The 20924-nt window shown below is 64.6% G+C and carries 23 protein-coding genes; 9 read left to right on the top strand and 14 right to left on the bottom strand.

Going from position 1 to position 20924, the window contains the following annotated elements; translation table 11 throughout:
• Nucleotides 1–4 precede the first annotated feature (4 nt).
• The 5 genes from LB555_RS28425 to LB555_RS28405 all read right to left on the bottom strand — a co-directional run bounded on the left by LB555_RS28425 (nt 5) and on the right by LB555_RS28405 (nt 5724).
• The gene (locus tag LB555_RS28425; protein ID WP_224684302.1) at nt 5–1345 is read right to left on the bottom strand and encodes a hypothetical protein; all 1341 of its coding nucleotides are present in this window, start codon (nt 1343–1345) and stop codon (nt 5–7) included.
• Nucleotides 1346–1459: 114 nt separating this feature from the next.
• Entirely contained in the window at nt 1460–2476 is a 1017-nt protein-coding gene (locus LB555_RS28420; RefSeq protein WP_140725024.1) for an ABC transporter permease, read from the bottom strand.
• Nucleotides 2473–4059, bottom strand: coding sequence for a sugar ABC transporter ATP-binding protein (locus LB555_RS28415; protein WP_263489351.1), 1587 nt, complete (start codon nt 4057–4059; stop codon nt 2473–2475). Before LB555_RS28415 ends, LB555_RS28420 begins: the two co-directional genes overlap by 4 nt.
• A gap of 113 nt (nt 4060–4172) precedes the next feature.
• A complete protein-coding gene (locus tag LB555_RS28410; protein WP_224684301.1) occupies nt 4173–5120 on the bottom strand; it encodes a substrate-binding domain-containing protein in 948 nt (315 codons plus the stop codon).
• 262 nt (nt 5121–5382) lie between these two features.
• Nucleotides 5383–5724: a dienelactone hydrolase family protein gene (locus tag LB555_RS28405; RefSeq protein WP_224684300.1), complete on the bottom strand. Its 342-nt coding sequence runs from the start codon at nt 5722–5724 to the stop codon at nt 5383–5385.
• A 358-nt stretch (nt 5725–6082) separates the two neighbouring features.
• On the opposite strand from LB555_RS28405, the gene LB555_RS28400 reads away from it, so the two are divergent.
• Nucleotides 6083–6781, top strand: a complete 699-nt coding sequence (locus LB555_RS28400) for a RibD family protein (protein WP_224684299.1) — start codon at nt 6083–6085, stop codon at nt 6779–6781.
• An 18-nt stretch (nt 6782–6799) separates the two neighbouring features.
• Here LB555_RS28400 and LB555_RS28395 read toward each other — a convergent pair whose 3' ends face one another.
• The gene (locus LB555_RS28395) at nt 6800–7684 is read right to left on the bottom strand and encodes an SDR family oxidoreductase (RefSeq protein ID WP_224684298.1); all 885 of its coding nucleotides are present in this window, start codon (nt 7682–7684) and stop codon (nt 6800–6802) included.
• Between the two features lie 90 nt (nt 7685–7774).
• Here LB555_RS28395 and LB555_RS28390 point away from each other — a divergent pair, with 90 nt between their 5' ends.
• Nucleotides 7775–8623, top strand: coding sequence for a helix-turn-helix transcriptional regulator (locus tag LB555_RS28390; RefSeq protein ID WP_224684297.1), 849 nt, complete (start codon nt 7775–7777; stop codon nt 8621–8623).
• 108 nt (nt 8624–8731) lie between these two features.
• Here the strand turns inward: LB555_RS28390 and LB555_RS28385 are convergent, their stop codons facing one another.
• Nucleotides 8732–9028 carry a DUF1236 domain-containing protein gene (locus LB555_RS28385; protein WP_140716509.1) on the bottom strand — a complete coding sequence of 99 codons (297 nt, stop codon included), beginning with the start codon at nt 9026–9028 and terminating at the stop codon, nt 8732–8734.
• A 961-nt stretch (nt 9029–9989) separates the two neighbouring features.
• Between LB555_RS28385 and LB555_RS28380 the strand changes: the two genes are divergently transcribed.
• Entirely contained in the window at nt 9990–10217 is a 228-nt protein-coding gene (locus LB555_RS28380) for a hypothetical protein (protein WP_015316800.1), read from the top strand.
• A 69-nt stretch (nt 10218–10286) separates the two neighbouring features.
• On the opposite strand, the gene LB555_RS28375 is transcribed toward LB555_RS28380, so the two are convergent.
• A complete protein-coding gene (locus tag LB555_RS28375; RefSeq protein WP_015316799.1) occupies nt 10287–10526 on the bottom strand; it encodes a hypothetical protein in 240 nt (79 codons plus the stop codon).
• 283 nt (nt 10527–10809) lie between these two features.
• Here LB555_RS28375 and LB555_RS28370 point away from each other — a divergent pair, with 283 nt between their 5' ends.
• Complete coding sequence (locus tag LB555_RS28370) at nt 10810–11031, top strand: hypothetical protein (protein ID WP_140617896.1); 222 nt, start codon at nt 10810–10812, stop codon at nt 11029–11031.
• A gap of 98 nt (nt 11032–11129) precedes the next feature.
• Here the strand turns inward: LB555_RS28370 and LB555_RS28365 are convergent, their stop codons facing one another.
• Together LB555_RS28365 and LB555_RS28360 are read right to left on the bottom strand one after the other, a co-directional pair.
• A complete protein-coding gene (locus LB555_RS28365) occupies nt 11130–13046 on the bottom strand; it encodes a diguanylate cyclase (protein ID WP_224684296.1) in 1917 nt (638 codons plus the stop codon).
• 121 nt (nt 13047–13167) lie between these two features.
• Nucleotides 13168–14070: a LysR family transcriptional regulator gene (locus LB555_RS28360; protein WP_015316796.1), complete on the bottom strand. Its 903-nt coding sequence runs from the start codon at nt 14068–14070 to the stop codon at nt 13168–13170.
• A 95-nt stretch (nt 14071–14165) separates the two neighbouring features.
• On the opposite strand from LB555_RS28360, the gene LB555_RS28355 reads away from it, so the two are divergent.
• Nucleotides 14166–15050 (top strand): aldo/keto reductase family oxidoreductase, encoded by an 885-nt coding sequence (locus LB555_RS28355; RefSeq protein WP_015316795.1) that lies wholly within the window; start codon nt 14166–14168, stop codon nt 15048–15050.
• A 141-nt stretch (nt 15051–15191) separates the two neighbouring features.
• A complete protein-coding gene (locus LB555_RS28350; protein ID WP_015316794.1) occupies nt 15192–15965 on the top strand; it encodes a pseudouridine synthase in 774 nt (257 codons plus the stop codon).
• 17 nt (nt 15966–15982) lie between these two features.
• Here LB555_RS28350 and LB555_RS28345 read toward each other — a convergent pair whose 3' ends face one another.
• On the bottom strand, nt 15983–16384 hold the full coding sequence (locus LB555_RS28345; protein WP_015316793.1) for a hypothetical protein: 402 nt from the start codon (nt 16382–16384) through the stop codon (nt 15983–15985).
• A gap of 100 nt (nt 16385–16484) precedes the next feature.
• Nucleotides 16485–16898, bottom strand: coding sequence for a hypothetical protein (locus tag LB555_RS28340; protein ID WP_015316792.1), 414 nt, complete (start codon nt 16896–16898; stop codon nt 16485–16487).
• Between the two features lie 400 nt (nt 16899–17298).
• Here LB555_RS28340 and LB555_RS28335 point away from each other — a divergent pair, with 400 nt between their 5' ends.
• On the top strand, nt 17299–17700 hold the full coding sequence (locus LB555_RS28335; RefSeq protein WP_015316791.1) for a VOC family protein: 402 nt from the start codon (nt 17299–17301) through the stop codon (nt 17698–17700).
• Between the two features lie 268 nt (nt 17701–17968).
• On the opposite strand, the gene LB555_RS28330 is transcribed toward LB555_RS28335, so the two are convergent.
• Nucleotides 17969–18550 carry a histidine phosphatase family protein gene (locus LB555_RS28330; protein WP_224684295.1) on the bottom strand — a complete coding sequence of 194 codons (582 nt, stop codon included), beginning with the start codon at nt 18548–18550 and terminating at the stop codon, nt 17969–17971.
• 171 nt (nt 18551–18721) lie between these two features.
• Between LB555_RS28330 and LB555_RS28325 the strand changes: the two genes are divergently transcribed.
• On the top strand, nt 18722–19171 hold the full coding sequence (locus LB555_RS28325; RefSeq protein ID WP_015316789.1) for a universal stress protein: 450 nt from the start codon (nt 18722–18724) through the stop codon (nt 19169–19171).
• 37 nt (nt 19172–19208) lie between these two features.
• On the opposite strand, the gene LB555_RS28320 is transcribed toward LB555_RS28325, so the two are convergent.
• A complete protein-coding gene (locus LB555_RS28320) occupies nt 19209–20120 on the bottom strand; it encodes an AraC family transcriptional regulator (RefSeq protein ID WP_015316788.1) in 912 nt (303 codons plus the stop codon).
• A gap of 205 nt (nt 20121–20325) precedes the next feature.
• Between LB555_RS28320 and LB555_RS28315 the strand changes: the two genes are divergently transcribed.
• Nucleotides 20326–20892, top strand: coding sequence for a DUF308 domain-containing protein (locus tag LB555_RS28315; protein ID WP_224684294.1), 567 nt, complete (start codon nt 20326–20328; stop codon nt 20890–20892).
• The last annotated feature ends 32 nt before the right edge of the window (nt 20893–20924 follow it).

The following is a 20924-nucleotide window of genomic DNA, read 5'->3' as shown; positions in this document are numbered from 1 at the left end:
TCCTCTACTTCCGCGCTTCGACAGTCTCGGTCACCCGCTTGGGCAGCGAGAACGCCGTCTCCAGCACGGCGGCGAGAAAACATATCCTGATCGGCTCGATCAAAATGCCGGTGGAGGAATCCTGGAACGGGCTGCCGAACAGCAGCGTCAGTCCATGGGAGAAAATCTGCCAGACATCGAGCTCGTGCGGGCCAATCAGCCGCGTCGCGCCAAGCCACAGCCAGGCCGCGCCCCAGTCGAGCAGGCGGTAGCCGACGATCAGCGTGCACAAAAGCACCAGGCTGGAACTCACCGTCAGCCGCACGCCATTGGCGATTGGCAGATAGCGCGAACGATAGCCGGCGATGAAATGCTCGACGAAATCGCGCAGGAATTTCGGCAGTCCGGCATAGCGCCGGCCGAACCGCTCGACGCGGCTGTCGACCCGCATCAACGCCGCGTCGTCGCGCACGTCATAGCCATAGATCAGCGCCGCCATCACCAGCCAGATCAGCGGCAAAAGCATGTAGAAAAACAGATTGACCGCCACCGTCGAGGGCGCGATCGAGGTGATCTCGACCGGCACCACAGGTGCGGCGCTCGTCGCCGGCACCACAGGTGCGGCGCTCGTCGCCGTCACCGGGCTCGCCAGCCCGTCGATGGACGCCTGCAGCACGGACCAGAGATTGCGGCTCATCAGCCAGTGCAGCGCGCTGTCTTTCCAGCGGCTGATGACGTAGAGACCGACGAAGATCCAGTTGGTCTCGCAGATCACCACCACGATCTGCCAGAACGACGTTGCTCTCGTCTTCGTCTGCATGAACTTGGCCAACCGGCGGATCAGCCATGACACGGCGACCGAAATCAGCAGCCAGCGCGAATCGAGCACGTCGAGCACATTGCCGCTCTGGCCGAAATCGGCCTGTTCGAGCGAGGCGCGCGAATATTGGCGCACGATATCGCCGAGGAACCCCCAGGCGGCGTAATAGGCAAAGAACGGCAGCAGCGCGATGGTGATCATGCGCACCAGCCGCGAGCCGCGCCGGTCAGTACCTCTCGCCTCCTTGCCAGCGACTTCGCTCTCGGAGGCCGCGGCCTTGTCCGCGCCGCGCTGCGCGGCCAGCACATTGGGCAGGCCCGGCCGCAGCACATGGAACATCGCAACCGTCACCACCAGCTGCGCCAGCGCCACCAGCGTCAGCATGGCAAGCCCGGCGAAATGGTTGGCGAGCGCCACCCTGGCAGCCAGCTGCAGCAGGAGATCGCCGGCCAGCACCCCGGCCAGCACCAGCGCCACGAGCTGCGGCCAGAAGCGCCGCAGCAGCGAAAAACTCAAGCTGATCGGCCCGATGATGTCGGCAACCATGAGATTCTTTCACGCTGCCCCGCGCGAAGCCTTTCTAGCAAGGCGCGGATGTTTTGCAAGAAATGGGGCAGCTTTCCTGGCAAACGGCTAGGGTGAGCGCACAACCTCTCGCTCCTATCGCCTCACCCGCGACTTCAGCCAGCGGTCGAACGCCACGGCCAGGATCAGGATCAGCCCGATGACGATGCTTTGCGTGTAGGACGAGACGTTGTTGAACTGCAGGCCGTTCTGCAGCACGCCGATCAGGGCGGCACCCACCACCGTGCCGCCGACCGAGCCGATGCCGCCGAACAGCGAGGTGCCGCCGATGACGACGGCGGAGATCACCGTCAATTCGTAGCCGATGCCGGCGACCGCTTCGGAAGAATTCAGCCTGGCCGACAGCACGAAGGCGGCGAGCCCGGCGAAGAAGCCGACGATGACATAGACCGAGACCAGGATACGGTCGACGCGCAGGCCCGACAGCCGCGCGGCCTCGGCATTGCCGCCGACGGCATAGACGGCGCGGCCATAGCGGGTGTAGCGCAGCACGATATGGCACAGGATGGCGGCGATGGCGAAGATGATCGCCGGCACCGGCACCGGACCGATCAGCCCCGTGCCGAACCAGCGCATCGAGGCGTCGAAGCCGGAGATCGGGCCACCATTGGAAATGGTCAGCGTCAGCCCGCGGAACACCGTCAGCCCACCCAGCGTGACGACGAAGGGCGGCACTTTCAGCCTTGTGATGGCATACCCCTGCACGCCGCCGGCGAGCGCACCGACCACCACAGCGGCCAGCAGGGCGGCGAACCAGCCAAAACCTTGCGTGCCTGACGTCGACAGAGACAGCGTGTTGGCGGTGCCGCCCTTGGCGACCACGGCCGCGACCATGCCACAGAAGGCGAGCAGCGAGCCGACCGAAAGATCGATGCCGGCGGTGAGGATGACGAAGGTCATGCCGAGCGCGATCAGCCCGGTGATCGAGATCTGCCTGGTGATGTTGAACAGGTTGATCGGGTCGATGAAGCTCGGCTTCAGCACGGTGAAGACGATGACCAGCGCCGCCAGGAACAGCAGCGGCCCAAAGCTCATCAAAAGCCGCGCGATCGTCACGCCGCCGCGCTGGCTCTGTTCCTCGGCGATGCTCATCGTGCCTGCCCCTCCGCATCCTGTGCCGGCGTATCCTGCCTGTCGAGCGCCATCAGTTCCATCAATCTTTCCTCGTTTGCCTCGACGCCCGGCATTTCGCCGGTGATGCGCCCCTTGCGCATGGTGACGATGCGGTCCGACACCGCCAGCACCTCGGGCAATTCGGACGAGATCATCATCACCGCGATGCCGCGCGCCGCCAGTTGCACAAGGATCTGGTGCACCTCCGCCTTGGCGCCGACATCGACGCCGCGCGTCGGCTCGTCGACGATCAGCACTTTCGGGTCGCGCGCCAGCCAGCGCGCCAGGATCACCTTCTGCTGGTTGCCGCCCGACAGGCCCTCGATCGCCTGCTCGGCCGAAGCCATGCGGATCGACAGCATCTTCCTGAACCCCGACAGCGCGTCGCGCTCGCGCCGCTCGGCCATGAAGCCGAAGCCGTTGCTGAAGCGCCCGAGGGACGCGACGGAGAAATTCGGCAGGATACCAAGTGCCGCGAAGATCGCCTGGTGCTTGCGGTCTTCCGGCACCAGCCCAATGCCGAGCGCGATGGCGTCGGCCGGCGATGCGGGCGCGATCTGCTTGCCGTCGAGCGTGATCATTCCCGCCGCGATGCGATCGGCGCCGAAAATGGCGCGCGCCAGTTCCGTGCGGCCGGAGCCGACAAGACCGGCGACGCCGAGGATCTCGCCCGCCTTGAGGTCGATATCGACACCGTCGAGCACTATGGCGTGCGGCGCTTCGGGATCGCGCACGGTGCGCAAGCCCCGAACCGACAGCACCACATCGCCGGCCGCCGCGCGTAGCGCCGGACGGGCGTAAAGTTCGGAAGCGGCGCGGCCGACCATCTTTTCGATGATGGCGGGCAATTTGACCGGCCCACCCTGACGCTCGAGATGTCCCGCCAGCCTGCCGTCGCGCAGCACCGTCATGCGGTCGCAGATGGCGGATGCCTCTTCCAGCCGGTGGGTGACGAACATGATGGCAACATGGTCCTTGCGCAGCCGGTCCATGATCGACAGCAGCCTCTGCACCTCCGTCTCCGTCAGCGCCGAGGTCGGCTCGTCCATGATGATCAGCCGGCTTTTCAAGGACAACGCACGGGCGATCTCGACCAGCTGCTGCTCGGCCACCGACAGCGCCGAAACCGGCGTCATCGGATCGATGGTAAGGCCTACACGGGCAATGATGGCGCGGGAATCCTGCTCCATCTTGCGCCAGCTCACCAGCCCAAGCCGGCCGATCGGCGCGCGGCCGATGAAAATGTTCTCGGCCACGGTCAGCGTCGGGATCAGGCTGAGTTCCTGGTAGATGGTGACGATGCCCAGCCGCTTGGCCTCCTGCGGGCTCGCCGGCTGGTAGTCGGCGCCGTCGAAAGTGATGCGGCCGCCGGACGGTGGCATGACGCCCGACAGGATTTTCAGAAGCGTCGATTTCCCCGCGCCGTTTTCGCCAAGCAGGCCAAGGATTTCGCCGGCGCGGACATCGAGCGAGACATCGCTCAGCGCGGTGACGCCGGCGAAATGCTTGGTGAGGCCTTCGACGGCAAGCAGGATCGGCGATGCGGCTTCAGATGGAGACAAGGAGTGCTCCTTGATGCGGTTCAGGCTGTGCTTGAACACCCCCCTCTGTCCGGCAGGACAGAGGGGGGTGCTGTCCCGCCCGCCTCGCCAATCGGCCGATGTCCACCCGCCCCTCACTTCGTCTCGTTCAGCCTCTCCGCCTTGTCGAGATTGTCCTTGCCGATGACGATGGGCGTCAGCAGCACCAGCTTCTCCTTCGGCTGGGTCTTGTCCTTGGCGTAGGCGACCGCGATCTGCACGGCGGTGCGCGACTGCTTGCCTGGGAACTGTTCGACCGTGCCGGCGAGCTTGCCGTCACGCACGGCCACCAGCGCTTCCGGCAGCGCGTCGAAGCCGTAGATCTTGACGTCGCTGAAATTGCGCGCGGCACACGCTTCGAGCGCGCCGAGCGCCATGTCGTCATTGGCGCAGATGATGGCGTCCGGCTTGCCGTTGGCGGCAAGGCCGGCTTCCGTCACCGTCAGCGCCTCGGCGCGGGCGAAGTTGGCGGTCTGCTCGTAGACGATCTGGTACTTGTCCTTCAGCGGATCGAGCACATTGTGCACGCCCTTGTTGCGGTCGATCGCGGGACCCGCGCCCGGCTGGCCCTGCAGGTGGAACAGCTTGGCGCCATTGGGGAACGCCGCCACCACGGCCTGGGCTTCCGCCTCGCCGCCCTTGACATTATCGGCGCCGACATGGGCCAGAATGCCCTGGACACCGTCGACGCGGCGGTCGATCGTCACCACGGGAACGCCGGCCTTGACCGCTTCCTCGATGGCTGGCGCCAGCGCGTTCACGTCGAGCGGCGAGATGACGATGGCGTTGACCTTCTGCACCAGCGCCGCCTCGATGTCGGCGGTCTGCTTGGTGGCCGAGTTCTGGCCGTCGCTCTCGGTCAGGTTGACGCCTTGCGCCTGCGCTTCGGCCTTGATCTCGTTCAGCATGTGCACGAAGAACGGAAAGCCGAGACTGGGCACCGAGCCCAGTATGGTGAGTTTGTCCTCGGCGAAAGCCGAGCGTGCGGCGAGCATCATGGCGCCCGCGGCCACGGACGTCATCAGGAATTCGCGTCTGTTCATGGGTTCCTCCTCCACAGAAGCGCACGGTCCCTAAAAACCGGGACCGGTTTCAGGAAGGATCATGCGCCGGTTAAAGTGTTGGAGCATCCTCCTTGCGCCAAGAACGCATGCCGCTCCAGCTGACCGCCGCCTAAATTCCTCCGATCGGCGTCAACAAGAGGATGCTAACCCAGGGTCAACCATTTGTGCAACATCGATATAACAGCCAGGACAGCAACTTGTCGGAATTGTCTGAATTTTGGACTCTCGGTCCGAAGGCCTTCTACGTCAGGAACGCCAAGGAGCGGCTCCAGAGCTGCGCGGCCGCCGTTGCATTGTAATCGGACAGTGCCGGGTCGGAAAAATAATGTCCCGCGTTTGGATAGCGGAAAACCTGCACATCCGCTCTCGCTGCCTCCGCGCTTTCCTGCCAGGCGCTGACGTCGGGCTCGGGGAACAGTGGATCGGTGTCCGCGACATGCAGTTGGATGGGCAAGCCGGGTCGTGTGTTGGCAGGCACGGTCGCCAAACCATGCAACAGCAGAACACCCCGCTGCCAGCGGCCGCGACTCCCAGAATTCCGCCACCACGCCGGCTCCCATCGAGATACCCGCCAGCACCGCATCCCCCGGCGTCGAGGCCAGAGCCTCTCGCGCCTTCAGGCAGATGGCACCCCAGCCGATCCGCGCCTTGATCGCGAAACCTTCATCGAGATCATCCGTCGCCGCACCCTGATAGAGGTCTGGCAGTGCGACCGCATGGCCGCAGGCGCGAAGGCATTCCGCAAGATGACGCTCGATCGGGCGAAGGCCAAGAACCGAGTGAAACAGGATGACGTCCGCCATGCACCGGCCCCTAGGTCGCGCAGATCCAGACATTTTACCTGCCGGGACTTGCAGCCTCAAGGCACACCGCATCGGCTTCCATTTTCCCGGTGCGCCACTACCTTTGGGACGGCCAGGCCGACGAAATGGAGACACCATATGAAGCCGCGCATCATCTGCCACATGCTTGCCTCGCTCGACGGCAGCCTTCATCCGAGCCGCTATACTGAAAGCCCCGACGGCAGCCGGGCGGAGTGGTCGGGCCTCTATGAAAAGATCCACAACGACCTCGAAGGTGACGCCTGGATCGTCGGCCGCGTCACCATGGCCGAGATGAGCAAGGCCGCCGCGCATCCGCCCGAGCATGTGGGCAAGGTCGATCGGCCGCATCATTTCGCGCGGCGCGACGCGGGCAGCTTTGCCGTGGCGCTCGATGCCTCGGGCAAGCTGCACTTCGCCAAACCCGATATCGGCGGCGACCATGTCGTGGTGCTGCTCGGGTATGATGTGGCCGACAGCCATCTGGCCGAGCTCGCCACTGAAGGCGTGTCTTATATCGTGTCGCAAACGCCCGGCATCGATCTCGCCGCCATGCTGGACGTGCTTGCCCGTGAGCTCGGCATCCGCCGTCTGCTGCTCGAAGGCGGCGCCGGCATCAACGGCTCCTTCCTGGCGGCGGGGCTGGTCGATGAACTCAGCCTTCTCATTGCCCCCGCGCTCGACGCGCGGGCGGCAAACCAGGGCTTTGTCGAGTTCGGTGAAAGCGGCCTTGCCGACAAGGTGCGGTTGTCGCTCAAGGATTGCAAAGCCCTCGCGCATGGGCTCGTCCATTTGCGCTATGCCGTCACCCCTGGCTAAGGCCGCGTCTTGCGCGCCTCAGTATCGCATCGCGTCCAGATCGGCGATCAGCGTCGGGCCGGTCGGACGCCAGCCGAGCCGCGCCTGGGTCAGCGCGCTGGAGGCCGGCAGGTCCATGGGGGCGAACATCGCCATCCAGCCGAAATGCTCCGCCGCCTTTTCCGGCGCGATCGAAACCACCGGCAGGTTCAGTCCCCGGCCAAGCGCCTCGGCGATCGCGCGTACCTCGACGCCTTTCTCGCCGACGGCGTGATAGCGCGCGCCGGGCTGCCGCTTCTCCACCGCGAGCCGGTAAAGACGCGCGGCGTCCGCGACATGGCCGGCCGAATAGCGGTTGCGGCCCTCGCCGACATAGGCCGAGGTGCCCTTCTGGCGCGCGATCTCGATGAGCGGCGAAATCAGCCCCTGCTTAAGCGTGTTGTGGACCTGCGGCAGGCGCATCACCGACAGGTTGATGCCCGCCTCCAGCAACGCATTCCCGGCGAGTTCCGAGGCGATGCGCGGATTGGGGTGATCGGGGTTGAAGACATCCTCGACGGCCAGTTGGCCGTGGCCGGGACTGCCCATGCCGACGCCCGAGGTGATCACCAGCGGCCGGTCGGAGCCGGCGAGTGCCTGGCCGAGCGCGGCGATGACACGGCTGTCCTTTTCGCAATTCTCGGCGAACCGCGAAAAATCATGGTCGAACGCGGTGTGGATCACGGCTTCCGCCTCCGCCGCGCCGTCGCGCAGGCCTTGGGGATTCTCGAGGGTTCCCCGATACACCTCGGCGCCGGCGGCGGCCAACGCCTCGGCACCGGCATCGGAGCGGGTGACGCCGACGACCTGATGGCCGGCCTGAAGAAGTTCGGGAACGATGGCCGAACCGATGAAACCGGTCGCGCCGGTTAAAAAGATACGCATGCAAAATCTCCTGCACAGTTGCCTGCGTACTATCGCTGCTCTATTATTCCATTAAAGTAGTGATCTTATCATGGTATAATGGCTAACAGGATGTCCAACACTTCCGCCGGTTCGCTCGCGGCATTCCTGAAAGACAGACGCACCCGGCTCGACCCCTCATCGTTCGGCTTTTCCGGGCGCAGGCGCACGCCGGGACTGCGCCGGGAAGAGGTCGCGCAACGCGCCAACATCAGCCCGACCTGGTACACATGGCTGGAACAGGGACGCGGCGGCGCGCCTTCGGCCGACGTGCTGAACCGGATCGCCAAGGGCCTGCTGCTGACCGAGGCCGAGCGCGAACATCTTTTCATGCTGGGGCTCGGGCGCCCGCCCGAGGTCCGCTACATCGGCGCCGACGGCGTCAGCCCCAGGCTGCAGCGCCTTATCGACACGCTCGAGGCAAGCCCGGCCCTGATCAAGACGGCGACCTGGGATGTCGTCGCCTGGAATCGCGCCGCGCAAGTCGTGATGACCGATTACAGCACCTTGCCCACTGGCCAGCGCAACATCCTGCGGTTTATGTTCCTGAGCCCCACCATCCGCGCCAAGCAGCACGATTGGGAGAACCTCGCCCGTTTCGTGGTCGGCGCGTTCCGGGCCGATGCGGCGCGCGCCGGCGCGGTGTCAGAGGTCGCCCAACTGGTGGAGGAGCTTTGCAGCGCCAGCCCGGAATTCGACGCGCTGTGGCGGGAAAACGACGTGCTCAGCCATGGCGACGGGACAAAGCGCCTGAAGCATCCCGAACTCGGCGACATCGAGCTGGAATATTCAGCCTTCGCGGTGGATGGCCGGCCGGATCTGAGCCTGACCGTCTACAATCCGGTGGACAGCAAGGTCGCCGACCGGATCCGCGATCTCGCCCGGCGGCACAAGGAGCGAGAGGCGGACCTGTCGCGTTGACTCTGGATCCCATTCAAGGCGGCGTTCGCACACCCGTTCAGCTTGCGCAAGGTCGGCGATGCATTTGCACGGTTGGCCCGCCGCCGGCCGGCAGCGGGCCAGGCGCCGCTACTGGATGATCTTGACGATCTTGCGGGTGCTTGGATCCACGATCACGGTCCGGTTGTCGACCACGGTGTAGCGATACTTGACGTTGGGGACTTCGTGGAGTTCGACGGTATCGGGCAAGGCCGTGCCGACGTTGAGTTCCACGCCGGGAAGCTTGACCGAAGCCAGCGGCTGCTTATGCACATACTCCTTGATCACTGTTTCCTGCTCGGGCTGGATGACGACGTCCTCGGCAGCGGCTGCGCCGACACCTGCGAGCAACAGAACCGCGGCTACGGCGGCAAGATCTTTTTTCATGAGTACCTCCATCTGAAACCTGCACAGCGCAACATTGTCACCGCGCTGCCGGATCGAACTTCAGGCATGATTGAATGTTCCAGGGCTTGGGCTTCGGTCCGGCCAGCGCCAGACTTAGGTCCCATCGAAAAACGCAATAGTCCTGCCGGCGCCGCCGCCGGGAACGGCCGTCTTTCACGCTCGTTGTTCGCTGCAAGTTCATCGCGGATATCCGACCGATGTCGGGCACTGCGGGTGTGTTTTTGCGAATTGGCGCAGCTACGTCCCTTCCTGCGCCAATAGGGTTCGCTCACTGCTTCAGGCGGTGAGCGAACCCTAAACCCTCGGCGTCAGCCGATAAGTGAGGAGGTTTAATGTTCAGCGACAAGGAAACCCGCCTTATGGAGGCGGCGCTGGTGATGGCGGTCCCGTTGTCGGCCTTGATCGCCGTCCTGCTCGTCAGCCTTACTTTGAACTGGTAGCAGCCCTTGCTGCCTTTATCGCCAATCGTGGGGTCGAGTTGAGGCCATGGGACAACAGATCCGCCCATACAATCCCAACCTGACCATGCTGGCCCGATCTGACCATGCTAGCCGCCAAAGGGAGGAGAATCGCGCCTTTGTCGCCGTGGAGCAAGGCGGACGGTACCGGCGCGCTTTCCGCCACCCCGCTGATCGGGCCTTGCCCTCGCTGCACAACCAGCGCTTACCGCTGCCCGTGGAAATCGCGGTCCGTTTGTGACCCTTTCAGAAAGGAGCCCGGCCTGCTTTGGCGGAGGGCTCGGCACGTTGCGAGCAGGCCGGGCTATGCTCCGGCTGCCACACTTGGCGGAGGCTCGGCCGGTGCAAAGGCAGGTTGTGCGTTTATCGCTCGACCCGCAACTCGGACTGAAGTCCTGCGAACCAGGCGCATTGGTCCCAAACATTGAACATAGTTTGCTGGCGCTCGTTGCCGAGAGGGACGCGTGAATTGGAGAAGAGCAATGCAGCTTGGTGAGATCATCGCCAACACCTTGGCCATCCTCTTGCTGGTCTGTTTTCTCGCCAGCACATTCTTCCTTTTCGGAAAGCCATTGTGGCCGGAGCAGCATGCCCGCATGATCATCATCGTGCCGGTTGACGCGATGGCGACAGCCTCGACCAGCCGCAGTGGCCCACCTGTGTTGCCAGGCACCTTCGACACCGGCCTTGCCCATCCAAGGCCGTCCTGATGGGCATCGGCGATGGTGAGCCGACGCTGGCCGGTGCGACGGAGCGCTGCTCGCGGCAAGCCTGCAAGCCTAGTCGAGCTTCTGGATGCGCCCTTTGTCGAGACGGAACACGCCATCGTTGCCGCCTTGTTGCTCGAAGTCGGTCTGCAGCTCATCCCAGATACCAAGATATCTGCCGCACTCGGCGCAACTGATCCGCGTCGATGGTGTCGCATCGGCCGGGATTTGCAGGCGGATGGTGCCGCAAAAAGGGCACTCCAATCGGTGATCGAGATATTCGCCAGGGCGCGTCTGTAATAGCCTGCGCACAGCTTCCTCCTGGATTTGGGTGGAAGCAGGATGATCGCTCCCAAGCGCCCACGTGTCTTCGCGTCGCGGACGGCCTTTGACAAGTTACGCCAGCCATTGGCGGGGTCAATAAACAAAGACATGACTGCCAATCACCAGCCCAATCCTGGAAGCGTGGCGGCCGCCGCATCTCTCCAGGCAGACGCCTGACCCCGGCAGCGAATACAGCTTCACGAACGGCCCGGAACCAAACCACCCGGCAGCGGTTTCCCAATGGAAGGGACCGCAAACCACGGAAGCAGCAATGGAACTTTTGACCTTGGAACTTGCCAGGGCGAGGCAGCGACTTAACCGGGCGGAACTCGCCCTTGAACGCGCAAACGCGATGCTGGACGAAGACTGTGGCGTCGGTATCAATCTGCGGCTTTGTGACAGGATAAGATCCGCGCAACAACGCGTCGGTGAAGCGAAGGCTCGTCTTGTGAAGCTCGATCGCGCCAGCACGGATTCAGCTCACTCCGGCTGAGCTTACGCGCCACCGAGAGAGCTTCCCGCCCGGACCCTCGTTCAGGCAATCGCAAGCTCAGCCTTGATCCAAATCCACCGGCAGTGGCCTTGCAAGTCTCATATCTTGCGCCGGGAACCGGTCGAGCGTTGGTCGCTGAGATGCGGGCGCCAGCCATGCACCCGGTCCCGCCCGGCGGCCTTGGCGCCGTAAAGCGCCTCGTCGGCGCGTCTCAGAAGATCGGCAATCTCCATCGCGGCGCCGTCCGCATCGAGGGTGCTCACCCCAATGCTGACCGTGACGATACCCTTTTCGCTGCCGGCATGCGCCATGGCAAGGTCGCGCACCTTGCTCCTGAGGGTCTCGGCGATGACGAAGGCGCCCCGGGCGTCGGTCTCCGGCAGGATGAGCGCGAACTCCTCGCCGCCGTAGCGGGCCGCCGCGTCGGCCGGACGGCGGGCAGTCGCCTGGATGCAGCGGCTCACGGCGCGCAGGCAATCATCGCCCGCCGGATGGCCGTAATGGTCGTTGAACCGCTTAAACCAGTCGACATCGATGATCACCAGGCTGAGCGGCGCCGCATTGCGCCTGGCGCGCGAGAATTCGCGCGCCAGCGCTTCATCGAAGGCGCGGCGCGTCCACAGTTCGGTCAGCCCGTCGCGGTGCGCCAGAAGGTTCAGCTTCTCGTTGACGGCCAGCAGTTCGGCCTCGACCTGCTTGGCCTCGGTGATGTCGGAAAACACGCTGAGGCTGCCGCCGTCGCCTGTCGGCCGGGTGCGTACGTCGAGCCAGCGGCCGTCGGCGAGCCGGACCTGGCGGTGGCTGACAAGCTTCTGCGAGGCCATGATGCCGTCGATCCAGCCCTCGACCGCGTCTGGCGGTGTGGTCCCCTCGCCCCGCGCCGCCGAGGCGCGCAGGATGTCGCGATAGTCGGCGCCGGGCACCCTCATCTCAGCCGTCTTAGGAAACATGGCGCGATACTGGTCGTTGCACAGCACCAGCCTGCCGTCCGGGTCGAACATCACCAGACCGTCGGCCATGTGTGTCAAGGCGTCTCCGAGCCGGACCCGACTTTCCGCCAGCTCGGTCTCGAGCTGCTTGCGCGCCGTGATGTCGCGATTGTGCGTGATCAGGCCGACGACGGCCCCGCTCCTGTCGCGAAAGGGCGCCTTCAAGGTCGCCAGCCAGCCTTCGGTTCCATCCTCGTGATGAAGGTGCTGTTCGATGGTGGACGAGACGCCCGACGCCAGCACGGCAAGCTCGTCCTCGCGGAAACCTTTCGCCGTCTCGCGCGGATAGAAGTCGAAGTCCGTCTTGCCGATCAGCGCCTTGGCGTCTGGCGCCTGCATCAGTTCGGCCGTTGCCGGATTGGCCGCGATGAACCGCCCGTCGAGGTCCTTGACGTTCAGGCAATCCGGCAGCGTCTCCACCACGGCCTTGTAGATGCGCCGCGACTGCAGCGCCTCGAGGCGCCGCCGCTCCTGATAAAGCGTAAGCCCCGACAGCACCACCGAGACGAAGATGAGCAGGGAGGAAGGCAGCGCAACCTTCGGCAGGACTGTTTGCAGCACATCCCGCGGCAGGACGCTGAGGCCAAGCAGCGACGCCGCCGCTGCCGCCGCGCCGAGGGTCATGATGTCGACCATGGTGGGCCGGCGGCCCCTAAGGGCAAGGTTTCCGGCAACACCGACCAGCATGGCGGCCGCGATCCCCACCGCGCCGGCGAAGGCGCCGATGCCACCCTCGAAAGTCCGGAACGCACCGGCCATAACCCCGGCGACGACGCCGGCGACGGGACCGCCGAAGAAGCCGGCAACGGCAATCATCGTCGCCCTGAGATCGGCGAGCACGCCAGGCTGCAGCTGCATTGGTGTGAGCATCAGGACGATGGCTCCGGCGCCCATCAGCAGGCCGAAGGTCGCCGCCTTTGCGGCGGGCGCCCAGCGGTCCAGCCACACATGGGTGTGGATCCAGACCGACACGAACATCGCCACGACCGCCAGATTGGCCAGCAATTCGGACCAGGGCGAACCCATTGGGCGCCTTTCCTGTTACCGGGCTTTCGCCGTACCGCCTCCTCGATAGACCCTCAATGACAACAAAGTGTTACATCAGGGATTGCCTTTGGTCGAAGGAGCCAGGCCGTCGCGCCCCCCCTCACCACCGCATCCCGTCGACAAAATCGATGAATGCCCGCAGCGGCGCTGGCGTCAGGCGGCGGCCGGGGTAGTAAAGGAACGGACCCGAGAATTCCTGCCACCAAGGCTCCAGCACGGGCTCGAGCCTGCCATCGTCGAAATAGGGGCGCAGCCAGTCCTCGAACAATGAGACGATACCGCCGCCGTCGACCGCCACGCTGACAGCGAGGTCCATCGCCGTGCCGGTGCTGACCAGCAGCGGGCCGGTCGGGTCGACGCTCACCGTCTCGCCGTTGCGTTCGAAGTCCCAGGGCGGCATGGAGCCGCTGGCGAAGCGGCCGCGCAGGCAGGCGTGATCGAGCAGGTCGCGTGGATGGCCGGGCCGGCCGCGCCGATCGAGATAGGCCGGTGCGGCGGCGGTGGCGAAGCGCTGCCGCCGCGGGCCGATCGGCACCGCGATCATGTCCTGCTCCAGCCGTTCGTCATAGCGGATGCCGGCATCGCAGCCGCTCGCCAGTATGTCGACGAAACTGTCCTCGGCGGTCACTTCGACGCGGATGTCGGGATAGGCCGCGAGGAAGGGCGGCAGAAGGCGCGGCAGCACCAGTTTCGCCGCCACCACCGGCACGTTGAGCCGTAGCGTGCCGGCCGGACGGCCGCGAAACCCGTTGACCACGTCGAGCGCGGCCTCGACCTCGCCGAGCGCCGGACCGAGCCGCTCCAGCAGGCGCGCGCCGGCTTCGGTGGGCGCGACGCTGCGCGTGGTGCGGTTGAGGAGCCGCACGCCGAGCCCGCTCTCCAGCCGTCGCACCGTCTCGCTCAGGCTGGAGGCGCTGAAGCCGGTCGTCCGCGCCGCCTGCCGAAACCCGCCGGCGCGCGCCACCGCCATGAATGCCTGGAGGTCACCCAGATCCGATGCCATTGTTCACCTTTCCGCACAGCCTGTGCCGATTGCGCCATATTATCGCGCGGGCGGGGACTGTCTATATCGAGCCGATCCAAAGGAGATCGAGACCCATGACCGACATCAGCAAGGCCGGAACTTTCAAGCTCGGCGACCGCACCGTGAAGCGCCTGGGCTATGGCGCCATGCAACTGGCCGGACCCGGCGTCTTCGGCCCGCCGAAGGACCGCGACGCGGCGATAGCCGTGCTGCGCGAGGCCGTTGTCAGCGGCGTCGACCATATCGACACATCGGATTTCTATGGTCCGCACGTTACCAACCAGATCATCCGCGAGGCGCTGCACCCCTATCCCGCGGACCTCACCATCGTCACCAAGATCAGTGCGCGGCGCGGCGCGGATGCTTCGTGGATCCCGGCGATGTCACCGCAGGAGCTGACGCAGGCCGTGCATGACAACCTGCGCAATCTCGGGGTGGATGCGATCGAGGTCGTGAACCTGCGCTCGATGCATGGCATCCACGGGCCCACCGAAGGCTCGCTCGAGCCGCAACTCGACACGCTCGCCGAACTGCAACGCCAAGGACTTGTGCGCCATATCGGCCTGAGCAACGTCACCCGCAAGCAGATCGCGCAGGGACGCGGCATGGCCGACATCGTCTGCGTGCAGAACCAATACAACATCGCGCATCGCCAGGATGACGCGCTGATCGACGAGCTTGCCGCCGACGGCATCGCCTATGTGCCGTTCTTCCCGCTCGGCGGCTTCACGCCGCTGCAGTCGAGCACGCTTGCCGACGTCGCGCAAAAGCTCGGCGCTACCCCCATGCAGGTGGCGCTCGCCTGGCTGTTGCAGCGCTCGCCCAACATCCTGCTTATCCCCGGCACCTCGTCGGTCGGGCATCTCAGGGAGAACCTGGCGGCGGCCGAGCTTAAGCTGCCGGCGGATGCCGTCCAGGTCTTGAACGGCATAGCAGGCGAGACCGAGCAGGCTGCGTGACGCGTCGAAAGGCCCCTTGCCGGATATACCATTGCTGTTTGGCCGCTTGCCGCCGGGGGCCTCGATGCGGCCTCGGCGGCAGCTTGCTAAGCTGACGCTGCCCATGGCATCTGTCCTATACCACGGATCGACCCAAGCAGCATGGCAGCACGACCACCACCGCCCGGCAGGCCGCCACCCGGCAAGCCACGCAGCGCCGGCCCTCCCGGCGTCAGCCTGAACCGCGCGCTCTCAAAACTCGGCCTGTGCTCGCGCACGCAGGGCGAGGCGCTGATCGCGCAAGGCCGCGTGCGCGTCGGCGGCAAGGTGGTGCGCGATGCCGCGCTGCGCGTCGACATGAACCGCGACAGGATCGTCGTCGATGGCGTCGAGGTGGTTGCCGAGCGCAAGGTCTATCTGATGGTGAACAAGCCGCGTGGGCTGGTCACCACTCGCCACGACCCGCTCGAGCGCGACACCGTCTATGCCTGTCTCGAAGGGCTCGACCTGCCCTTCGTTTCGCCGGTCGGCCGGCTGGACAAGGCCAGCGAAGGCCTGCTGCTGATGACCAACGACACACGCTTCGCCAACCGGCTGATGGACCCGGCCTCGCATCTGCCCAAGACCTATCACGTGCAGGTCGCCACGGTGCCGGATGAAACGCTGCTGGACAAACTCCGCGCGGGCGCCACCATCGACGGCGAGGCCTTGGCGGCCAATTCGATCGAATTCCTGCGCAGCGGCGGTCGCACGGCCTGGCTGGAGATCGTGCTCGACGAAGGCAAGAACCGCCACATCCGCCGCCTGCTCGCCGCTCACGGCATCGAGGTCAAGCGCCTGATCCGCGTCGCCATCGGCCGCCTGCCCCTCGGCGACCTCGCCAAGGGCGCCGCGCGGCACCTCACGCCGGAGGAACTGGCGCTGCTGGCGCAGTGAGTGGGCGACGAAGCCCACTATTCGACGTTGATGCTGACGACGGTCTGATGGGCATTGCCCATATAGGTGTGGACCGAAAACGTGACCTGGTCGCGCCCCTTGTATCCGGGGTTCGACCGGTAAAACCCCTTGATGCCGTCCACTTTGTGGGCATTGCATTTCCAGCGCTCGTTCGATTTGCTGAAACCGGTATAGAGCTTGGCATGCACGAGCCTGATCTTCCCGTGGCTTGGGCCCGCGACGATCCTGACATCGTTCGCGCCGGCACTGGAACAGTCGGCATTCAGGCTGGCATCCCTGAAAATATAGATCTCCTGTCCGGAGAGCGCCACCTTTCCATAGCTTTCCGCCGCCGCCGGCCAGGCGGCACATCCCAGAACCGCCAATGCCGTTATCGCACCTGTCGTCCGACGCTTCATTTCAACGATCCTCCTGCTTGTGCGATTTAGGGCAATTCCAGGAAAAGTGCGTAATGGTTTTCCGTCCGGAATTGCGTAAAACAAAGCGTTCGGGCGAGCACTACTCCACCTTGATGTTGGTGACGTATTTGAACGCGTCGCCGTCATAGGTGTGAACCGAGATCGTCACCTGATCCCAGCCCTTGAAGCCAGGGCTCGACCTGTAAAGCGCCTTGATGCCATTCACCTTGTGGGAATTGCATTTTGCCCGGTCGTTCGACTTGTTGTAATGCGTAAACACCCCGTCATGGACGAGTTTTACATTTCCGTGGCTTGGACCCGAGACCACCCTCACATCGTCCCTGCCCGCGCTGGAACAATCCACGTTCAGGCTCGCTCCGCCGAAGAAATAGACATCGCGGCCCGAAAGCGCTGTCTTTTGGGAGGTGAACATGCGGTTGGAAGCAGCCGCCGGACTAACCGCAAAAGCCAGAAGCGCCAGGCCGGCCATGATGCTTGTCGCGCGGTGAGACATGTTTTTTCCCCCGTTTCAGAAATTTCCCACCGGCGATTTTATGACGGCACAAATCCAGGCTCAAATCACGGAAACAGCCATACCAATCAATTCATGGTTATCAGAACAAAATCGAGTAAAGGCCCGGCGATCGCCCTTATCAACACTCTGCCGAATGAAATGGAGTATTCCTGTCGAAACAACGCCATGAAAATCGTCAAGCCATAAACTTTGCCAAGAACAGATTGCCGATTGCGCTGTTTGACACCTGCCGATGATTTCTCCCTCGCGCCGTCCAGGAGTCGCTCAGGCCCGAATAGACCATCGCACCCCCCTCTCCTGACAGAAAGCTGTCAGGAGGCCTGGGCTATGCATCGGCTGGAAGCCCGGCCCGGGCTTCAGCGACCAAGGAACCTAAGCGATGAATTTCGTCTCAGTCCGCATCATCACATCGGATGTCCAGCGCCTCGTGCGCTTCTACGGTGAGGTCACCGGCATGCCGGTGACGGTCTATACCGAAGACTTCGCCGAACTGACGACGCCAGCCTGCACGCTGGCGATCGGCAGCACGCGCACCTTGATGCTGTTCGGCGGCGACATCGCCCGCCCCGCCGACAACCACACGGCCATCCTCGAATTCCGCGTCGGCGACGTCGATGCCGAATTCGCCCGGCTGTCGGACCTCATCAAGAGCACGACCGTGCAGCAGCCGACCACCATGCCCTGGGGGAACCGCTCGCTGCTGTTCCGCGACCCCGACGGCAATCTGGTGAATTTCTTCCAGCCCGTCAGCGCCGAGGCGATCCGGAAGTTTGACAGATAGAGACGGTCGGGATTGGCTAGGGTTTGGAATTGCCGAAGCCTCCCCGCGTTCGTCATCCCAGGGCGGAGCAGCCGCGAAAGCGGCGTCGCGGAGACCCTGGGATCCATGCCGCGATGCTGGCCGTGGAGTGCAGCGGAGCAGATTCCGCACCGTGGCCGCGCTCGGAGGTCGCGGCATGGATCCTCGGGTCTGCGCCGCGTCGCTACGCTCCTTGCTCCGCCCGTGGATGACGAGAAGACGGCGCTTCCGCGCCGAGCCGGTGCCCGCCCTACTTCCCGTTCCACTTGCGCACGACCGGCTCGCCGAAATGATGCTCGTAGCCGAGCACGCTGATGCTGGCCGTGTCGAGCACGAACAGCGCCCCGCCTTCCGGCGGCAGGCCGAGCCAGCGGGCGGCCAGCACGCGCAGGAAGTGCGCGCTGGAAAAGATCAGTATGTCGGCATTGGCCTTGCGCAGGCGCTCGATGATCCTGTCGGCGCGGATGCCGACATCGGCCGCCACCTCACCTTGCGGACAGCCGTCGCGAAACACTGTCCAGCCCGGCCGCTCGGCCAGGATCTCTTTCGTCGTGCGCCCTTCATAGGCCCCGTAGTCCCACTCCTGCAGATCGTCCATCTTGACGCTTGTCGCGCCAAAGCCGGCAAGCACGCTGGTGTTGTAGGCGCGCTGCGAGGGGCTCGACCAGACGGCTGAGAACGTTAGGCCTTTCAGCCGCTCCGCAACACCCCGCGCGGCCGCCTCGCCGGCCGGCGTCAGCGGCATGTCGGTGCGCCCGGTATGCTGCCCCGAAAGGCTCCACGCCGTCTCGCCATGCCGGACCAGATGGATCTGCGGAAACGCGTTGCTCATGGGATGCCTTTCGAAGTCGGCGGCACCTTAGAGGACGATGCGGCAAAGGGGAATCCGGGGTACTGGCGAAACCTCGCCTGGCCCTGATTCCCGCCGCATTGGCACAATGATTGAGCGTGCGGCATAACTATCTCTGCTGGATAGTCATCAGGCACGACAGGCAACACCATCATGTACAAACATCTGCTCATCGCCACCGACGGTTCTGACCTGGCCGGCAAGGGTGTCGCCCAGGGCCTCACACTGGCCAAGGGCATCGGCGCCGCCGTCACCTTCGTTACCGTCTCGGAACAATTCCCGATCTTCGCCTGGGGCGGCGCCATGGCCGGCTATGCCGCCGGCGACGAACTGGTCACCTATCAGGAGGAAGCGCGCCGCTATGGCAAGGAAGTGCTCGACAAATGCAAGGCATCCGCCGATGCCGCCGGCCTGTCCGCCACGCTGGTCCATGTCGAGGACAAAAGGCCGGCCGAAGCGATCCTGGAACTGTCGCGGGCGCAAGGCTGCGACCTGATCGTCATGGCCTCGCACGGCCGCCGTGGCCTCGGCAGGCTGCTTCTGGGCAGCCAGACGGCGGAAGTGCTGTCCTACACCGAGATCCCGGTGCTGGTGGTGCGGTAGCGGCCGCAACCCGATATTTTCAAGCTGGCGCCATCGGTCAGCGCGGTTTCACCGGTGCGGCTTCATTCGCCAAGGCATATTCAACCCGTGGCGGATGCCCGAAGAGCTGTTTGTAGGCGCGGCTGAAGGCGGCTTCGGACTCGTAGCCGATGCGCAAGCCGATCTCACCCACGCGTGCGTCTCGCCTGGCCAGCAGATCGCGGGCCAGGCCCAGCCGCCATTCATTCTGGTAGCGCAGCGGCGAGCGCCCGACGAGCGCGGCGAAACGCTCGCAGAAGCTGGAACGGGACATGCCGGCTTTGTCGGCCAGTTCATTGATGCTCCACCGCTGCAGCGGCCTTTCGTGAATGGCTTTCAGGGAACGGGCGATGCGTGCATCCGAAAGCCCGCCGAGCCAGCCCGTGGCGCGTCCTTCATGCACCCAACTGCGCAAGGTGCGGATGACCATGAGATCGATGATGCGGGAAATCATCAAAGCCGCCCCGGGCTGGGCGTCGCTGGTTTCGACCATCAGGAAAGGCAGCATTCCATCGACCCACCCTGCCCCCTGGGCACGCTCGATATGGATGCATCGTGGCAAGGCGAAGATCATTCCCCGCAGGCTGTCAGGATCGAACCAGAAGCGGCAGGCGACGATCGCCACCTGCGGATGCGACGCCACCAGCCGCAACGTGCCGGGACCGCGAGGCAGGAGCACGAGGTCGCCGGCCTCTATGACGACAGGGGCCTGATCCCTACTCTCCATGCGCAGCGCGCCGACGGTCACCACGACGATATGGGCTTGGCCCTCGTCGAGATCGAGTTGCTCCGCCTGTGCCAGCGTGCGTGAGAAAACCTCGTCGCCGGTAAGCCTGATCTGCGCCAGCACATGCGAGAGAAGGTCCCCGGAGACACCGGCACGCGGCCCTCCATCCGGAAGAATGGTCAAATTTTCAGGCGATTCCATCATGGATGCGGCCGGCCGGCTCCCCTACATTCCTTACGACGATAGCGCATTTTCGTGCTGATTATGCGCCGTTTTTTTCTTGGATCAAAACCAATCCCGCAGCCAAGGCTGCGAGAACGGGCTGTTCCAATCATCCAACTCGGCGAACGTGGTTCCAAATCGATCAAACGGGTCAATCGCCGTCCAACCAACGAGACAGGAAATTCCAATGAGCACTCAAACCATTCAGGCGCCCGGCGCCCCATCGCAGTGGCTGAAGTCCTATTATTTCCTCCGGGCCGGCTTTTCGGTCGCCTGGGTGGCGGCCGCCTTCACCCTTGGCAAAAGCGCGCCGCCGGTCTCCGCGCTACTCCTGGTCGCCTACCCCTTGTGGGACGCTGTCGCCAATATTCTGGACGCGCAGCGCAGCGGCGGCCTGAAAGCTAATCCCAGCCAGGCGCTCAACGCGGCGGTCAGCACCATCACGGCCATTGCCGTCTTCATCGCACTTGAACAAGGCCCGCACGCGGTTCTGGCGGTGTTCGGTGCGTGGGCGGTTCTCTCCGGCCTGTTCCAGCTTGCGACCGGTGTGCGCCGTTGGCGGGCAGGCGCGCAATGGGCGATGGCGCTGAGCGGTGCGCAGTCGGCGCTTGCCGGTGGCTTCTTCATCAAACAGGCAATCGGCACCGCGACGCCTGGCATCACCGACATCGCGCCCTATGCCGCGTTCGGTGCCTTCTATTTTCTCGTCTCGGCCGTATGGCTGGCCGTCACGCAGGCACGCAAGCCCACGTAAAGGCCTGGGACTGGTCGCCGCGGCCGCCTTCG

Source organism: Mesorhizobium sp. BR-1-1-10, from assembly GCF_020165595.1.
Classification (GTDB): domain Bacteria; phylum Pseudomonadota; class Alphaproteobacteria; order Rhizobiales; family Rhizobiaceae; genus Mesorhizobium; species Mesorhizobium australicum.
This window is presented reverse-complemented; position numbering and strand designations above follow the sequence as displayed.

Excerpts from the sequence above, each read along its gene's own strand:
- LB555_RS28425 (WP_224684302.1), bottom strand. The coding sequence starts at position 1,345 with ATGGTTGCCGACATCATCGGGCCGATCAGCTTGAGTTTTTCGCTGCTG.
- LB555_RS28420 (WP_140725024.1), bottom strand. The coding sequence starts at position 2,476 with ATGAGCATCGCCGAGGAACAGAGCCAGCGCGGCGGCGTGACGATCGCG.
- LB555_RS28410 (WP_224684301.1), bottom strand. The coding sequence starts at position 5,120 with ATGAACAGACGCGAATTCCTGATGACGTCCGTGGCCGCGGGCGCCATG.
- LB555_RS28405 (WP_224684300.1), bottom strand. The coding sequence starts at position 5,724 with ATGCGGTGCTGGCGGGTATCTCGATGGGAGCCGGCGTGGTGGCGGAAT.
- LB555_RS28400 (WP_224684299.1), top strand. The coding sequence starts at position 6,083 with ATGAAGCCGCGCATCATCTGCCACATGCTTGCCTCGCTCGACGGCAGC.
- LB555_RS28395 (WP_224684298.1), bottom strand. The coding sequence starts at position 7,684 with ATGCGTATCTTTTTAACCGGCGCGACCGGTTTCATCGGTTCGGCCATC.
- LB555_RS28390 (WP_224684297.1), top strand. The coding sequence starts at position 7,775 with ATGTCCAACACTTCCGCCGGTTCGCTCGCGGCATTCCTGAAAGACAGA.
- LB555_RS28385 (WP_140716509.1), bottom strand. The coding sequence starts at position 9,028 with ATGAAAAAAGATCTTGCCGCCGTAGCCGCGGTTCTGTTGCTCGCAGGT.
- LB555_RS28380 (WP_015316800.1), top strand. The coding sequence starts at position 9,990 with ATGCAGCTTGGTGAGATCATCGCCAACACCTTGGCCATCCTCTTGCTG.
- LB555_RS28370 (WP_140617896.1), top strand. The coding sequence starts at position 10,810 with ATGGAACTTTTGACCTTGGAACTTGCCAGGGCGAGGCAGCGACTTAAC.
- LB555_RS28365 (WP_224684296.1), bottom strand. The coding sequence starts at position 13,046 with ATGGGTTCGCCCTGGTCCGAATTGCTGGCCAATCTGGCGGTCGTGGCG.
- LB555_RS28360 (WP_015316796.1), bottom strand. The coding sequence starts at position 14,070 with ATGGCATCGGATCTGGGTGACCTCCAGGCATTCATGGCGGTGGCGCGC.
- LB555_RS28355 (WP_015316795.1), top strand. The coding sequence starts at position 14,166 with ATGACCGACATCAGCAAGGCCGGAACTTTCAAGCTCGGCGACCGCACC.
- LB555_RS28350 (WP_015316794.1), top strand. The coding sequence starts at position 15,192 with ATGGCAGCACGACCACCACCGCCCGGCAGGCCGCCACCCGGCAAGCCA.
- LB555_RS28345 (WP_015316793.1), bottom strand. The coding sequence starts at position 16,384 with ATGAAGCGTCGGACGACAGGTGCGATAACGGCATTGGCGGTTCTGGGA.
- LB555_RS28340 (WP_015316792.1), bottom strand. The coding sequence starts at position 16,898 with ATGTCTCACCGCGCGACAAGCATCATGGCCGGCCTGGCGCTTCTGGCT.
- LB555_RS28335 (WP_015316791.1), top strand. The coding sequence starts at position 17,299 with ATGAATTTCGTCTCAGTCCGCATCATCACATCGGATGTCCAGCGCCTC.
- LB555_RS28330 (WP_224684295.1), bottom strand. The coding sequence starts at position 18,550 with ATGAGCAACGCGTTTCCGCAGATCCATCTGGTCCGGCATGGCGAGACG.
- LB555_RS28325 (WP_015316789.1), top strand. The coding sequence starts at position 18,722 with ATGTACAAACATCTGCTCATCGCCACCGACGGTTCTGACCTGGCCGGC.
- LB555_RS28320 (WP_015316788.1), bottom strand. The coding sequence starts at position 20,120 with ATGATGGAATCGCCTGAAAATTTGACCATTCTTCCGGATGGAGGGCCG.
- LB555_RS28315 (WP_224684294.1), top strand. The coding sequence starts at position 20,326 with ATGAGCACTCAAACCATTCAGGCGCCCGGCGCCCCATCGCAGTGGCTG.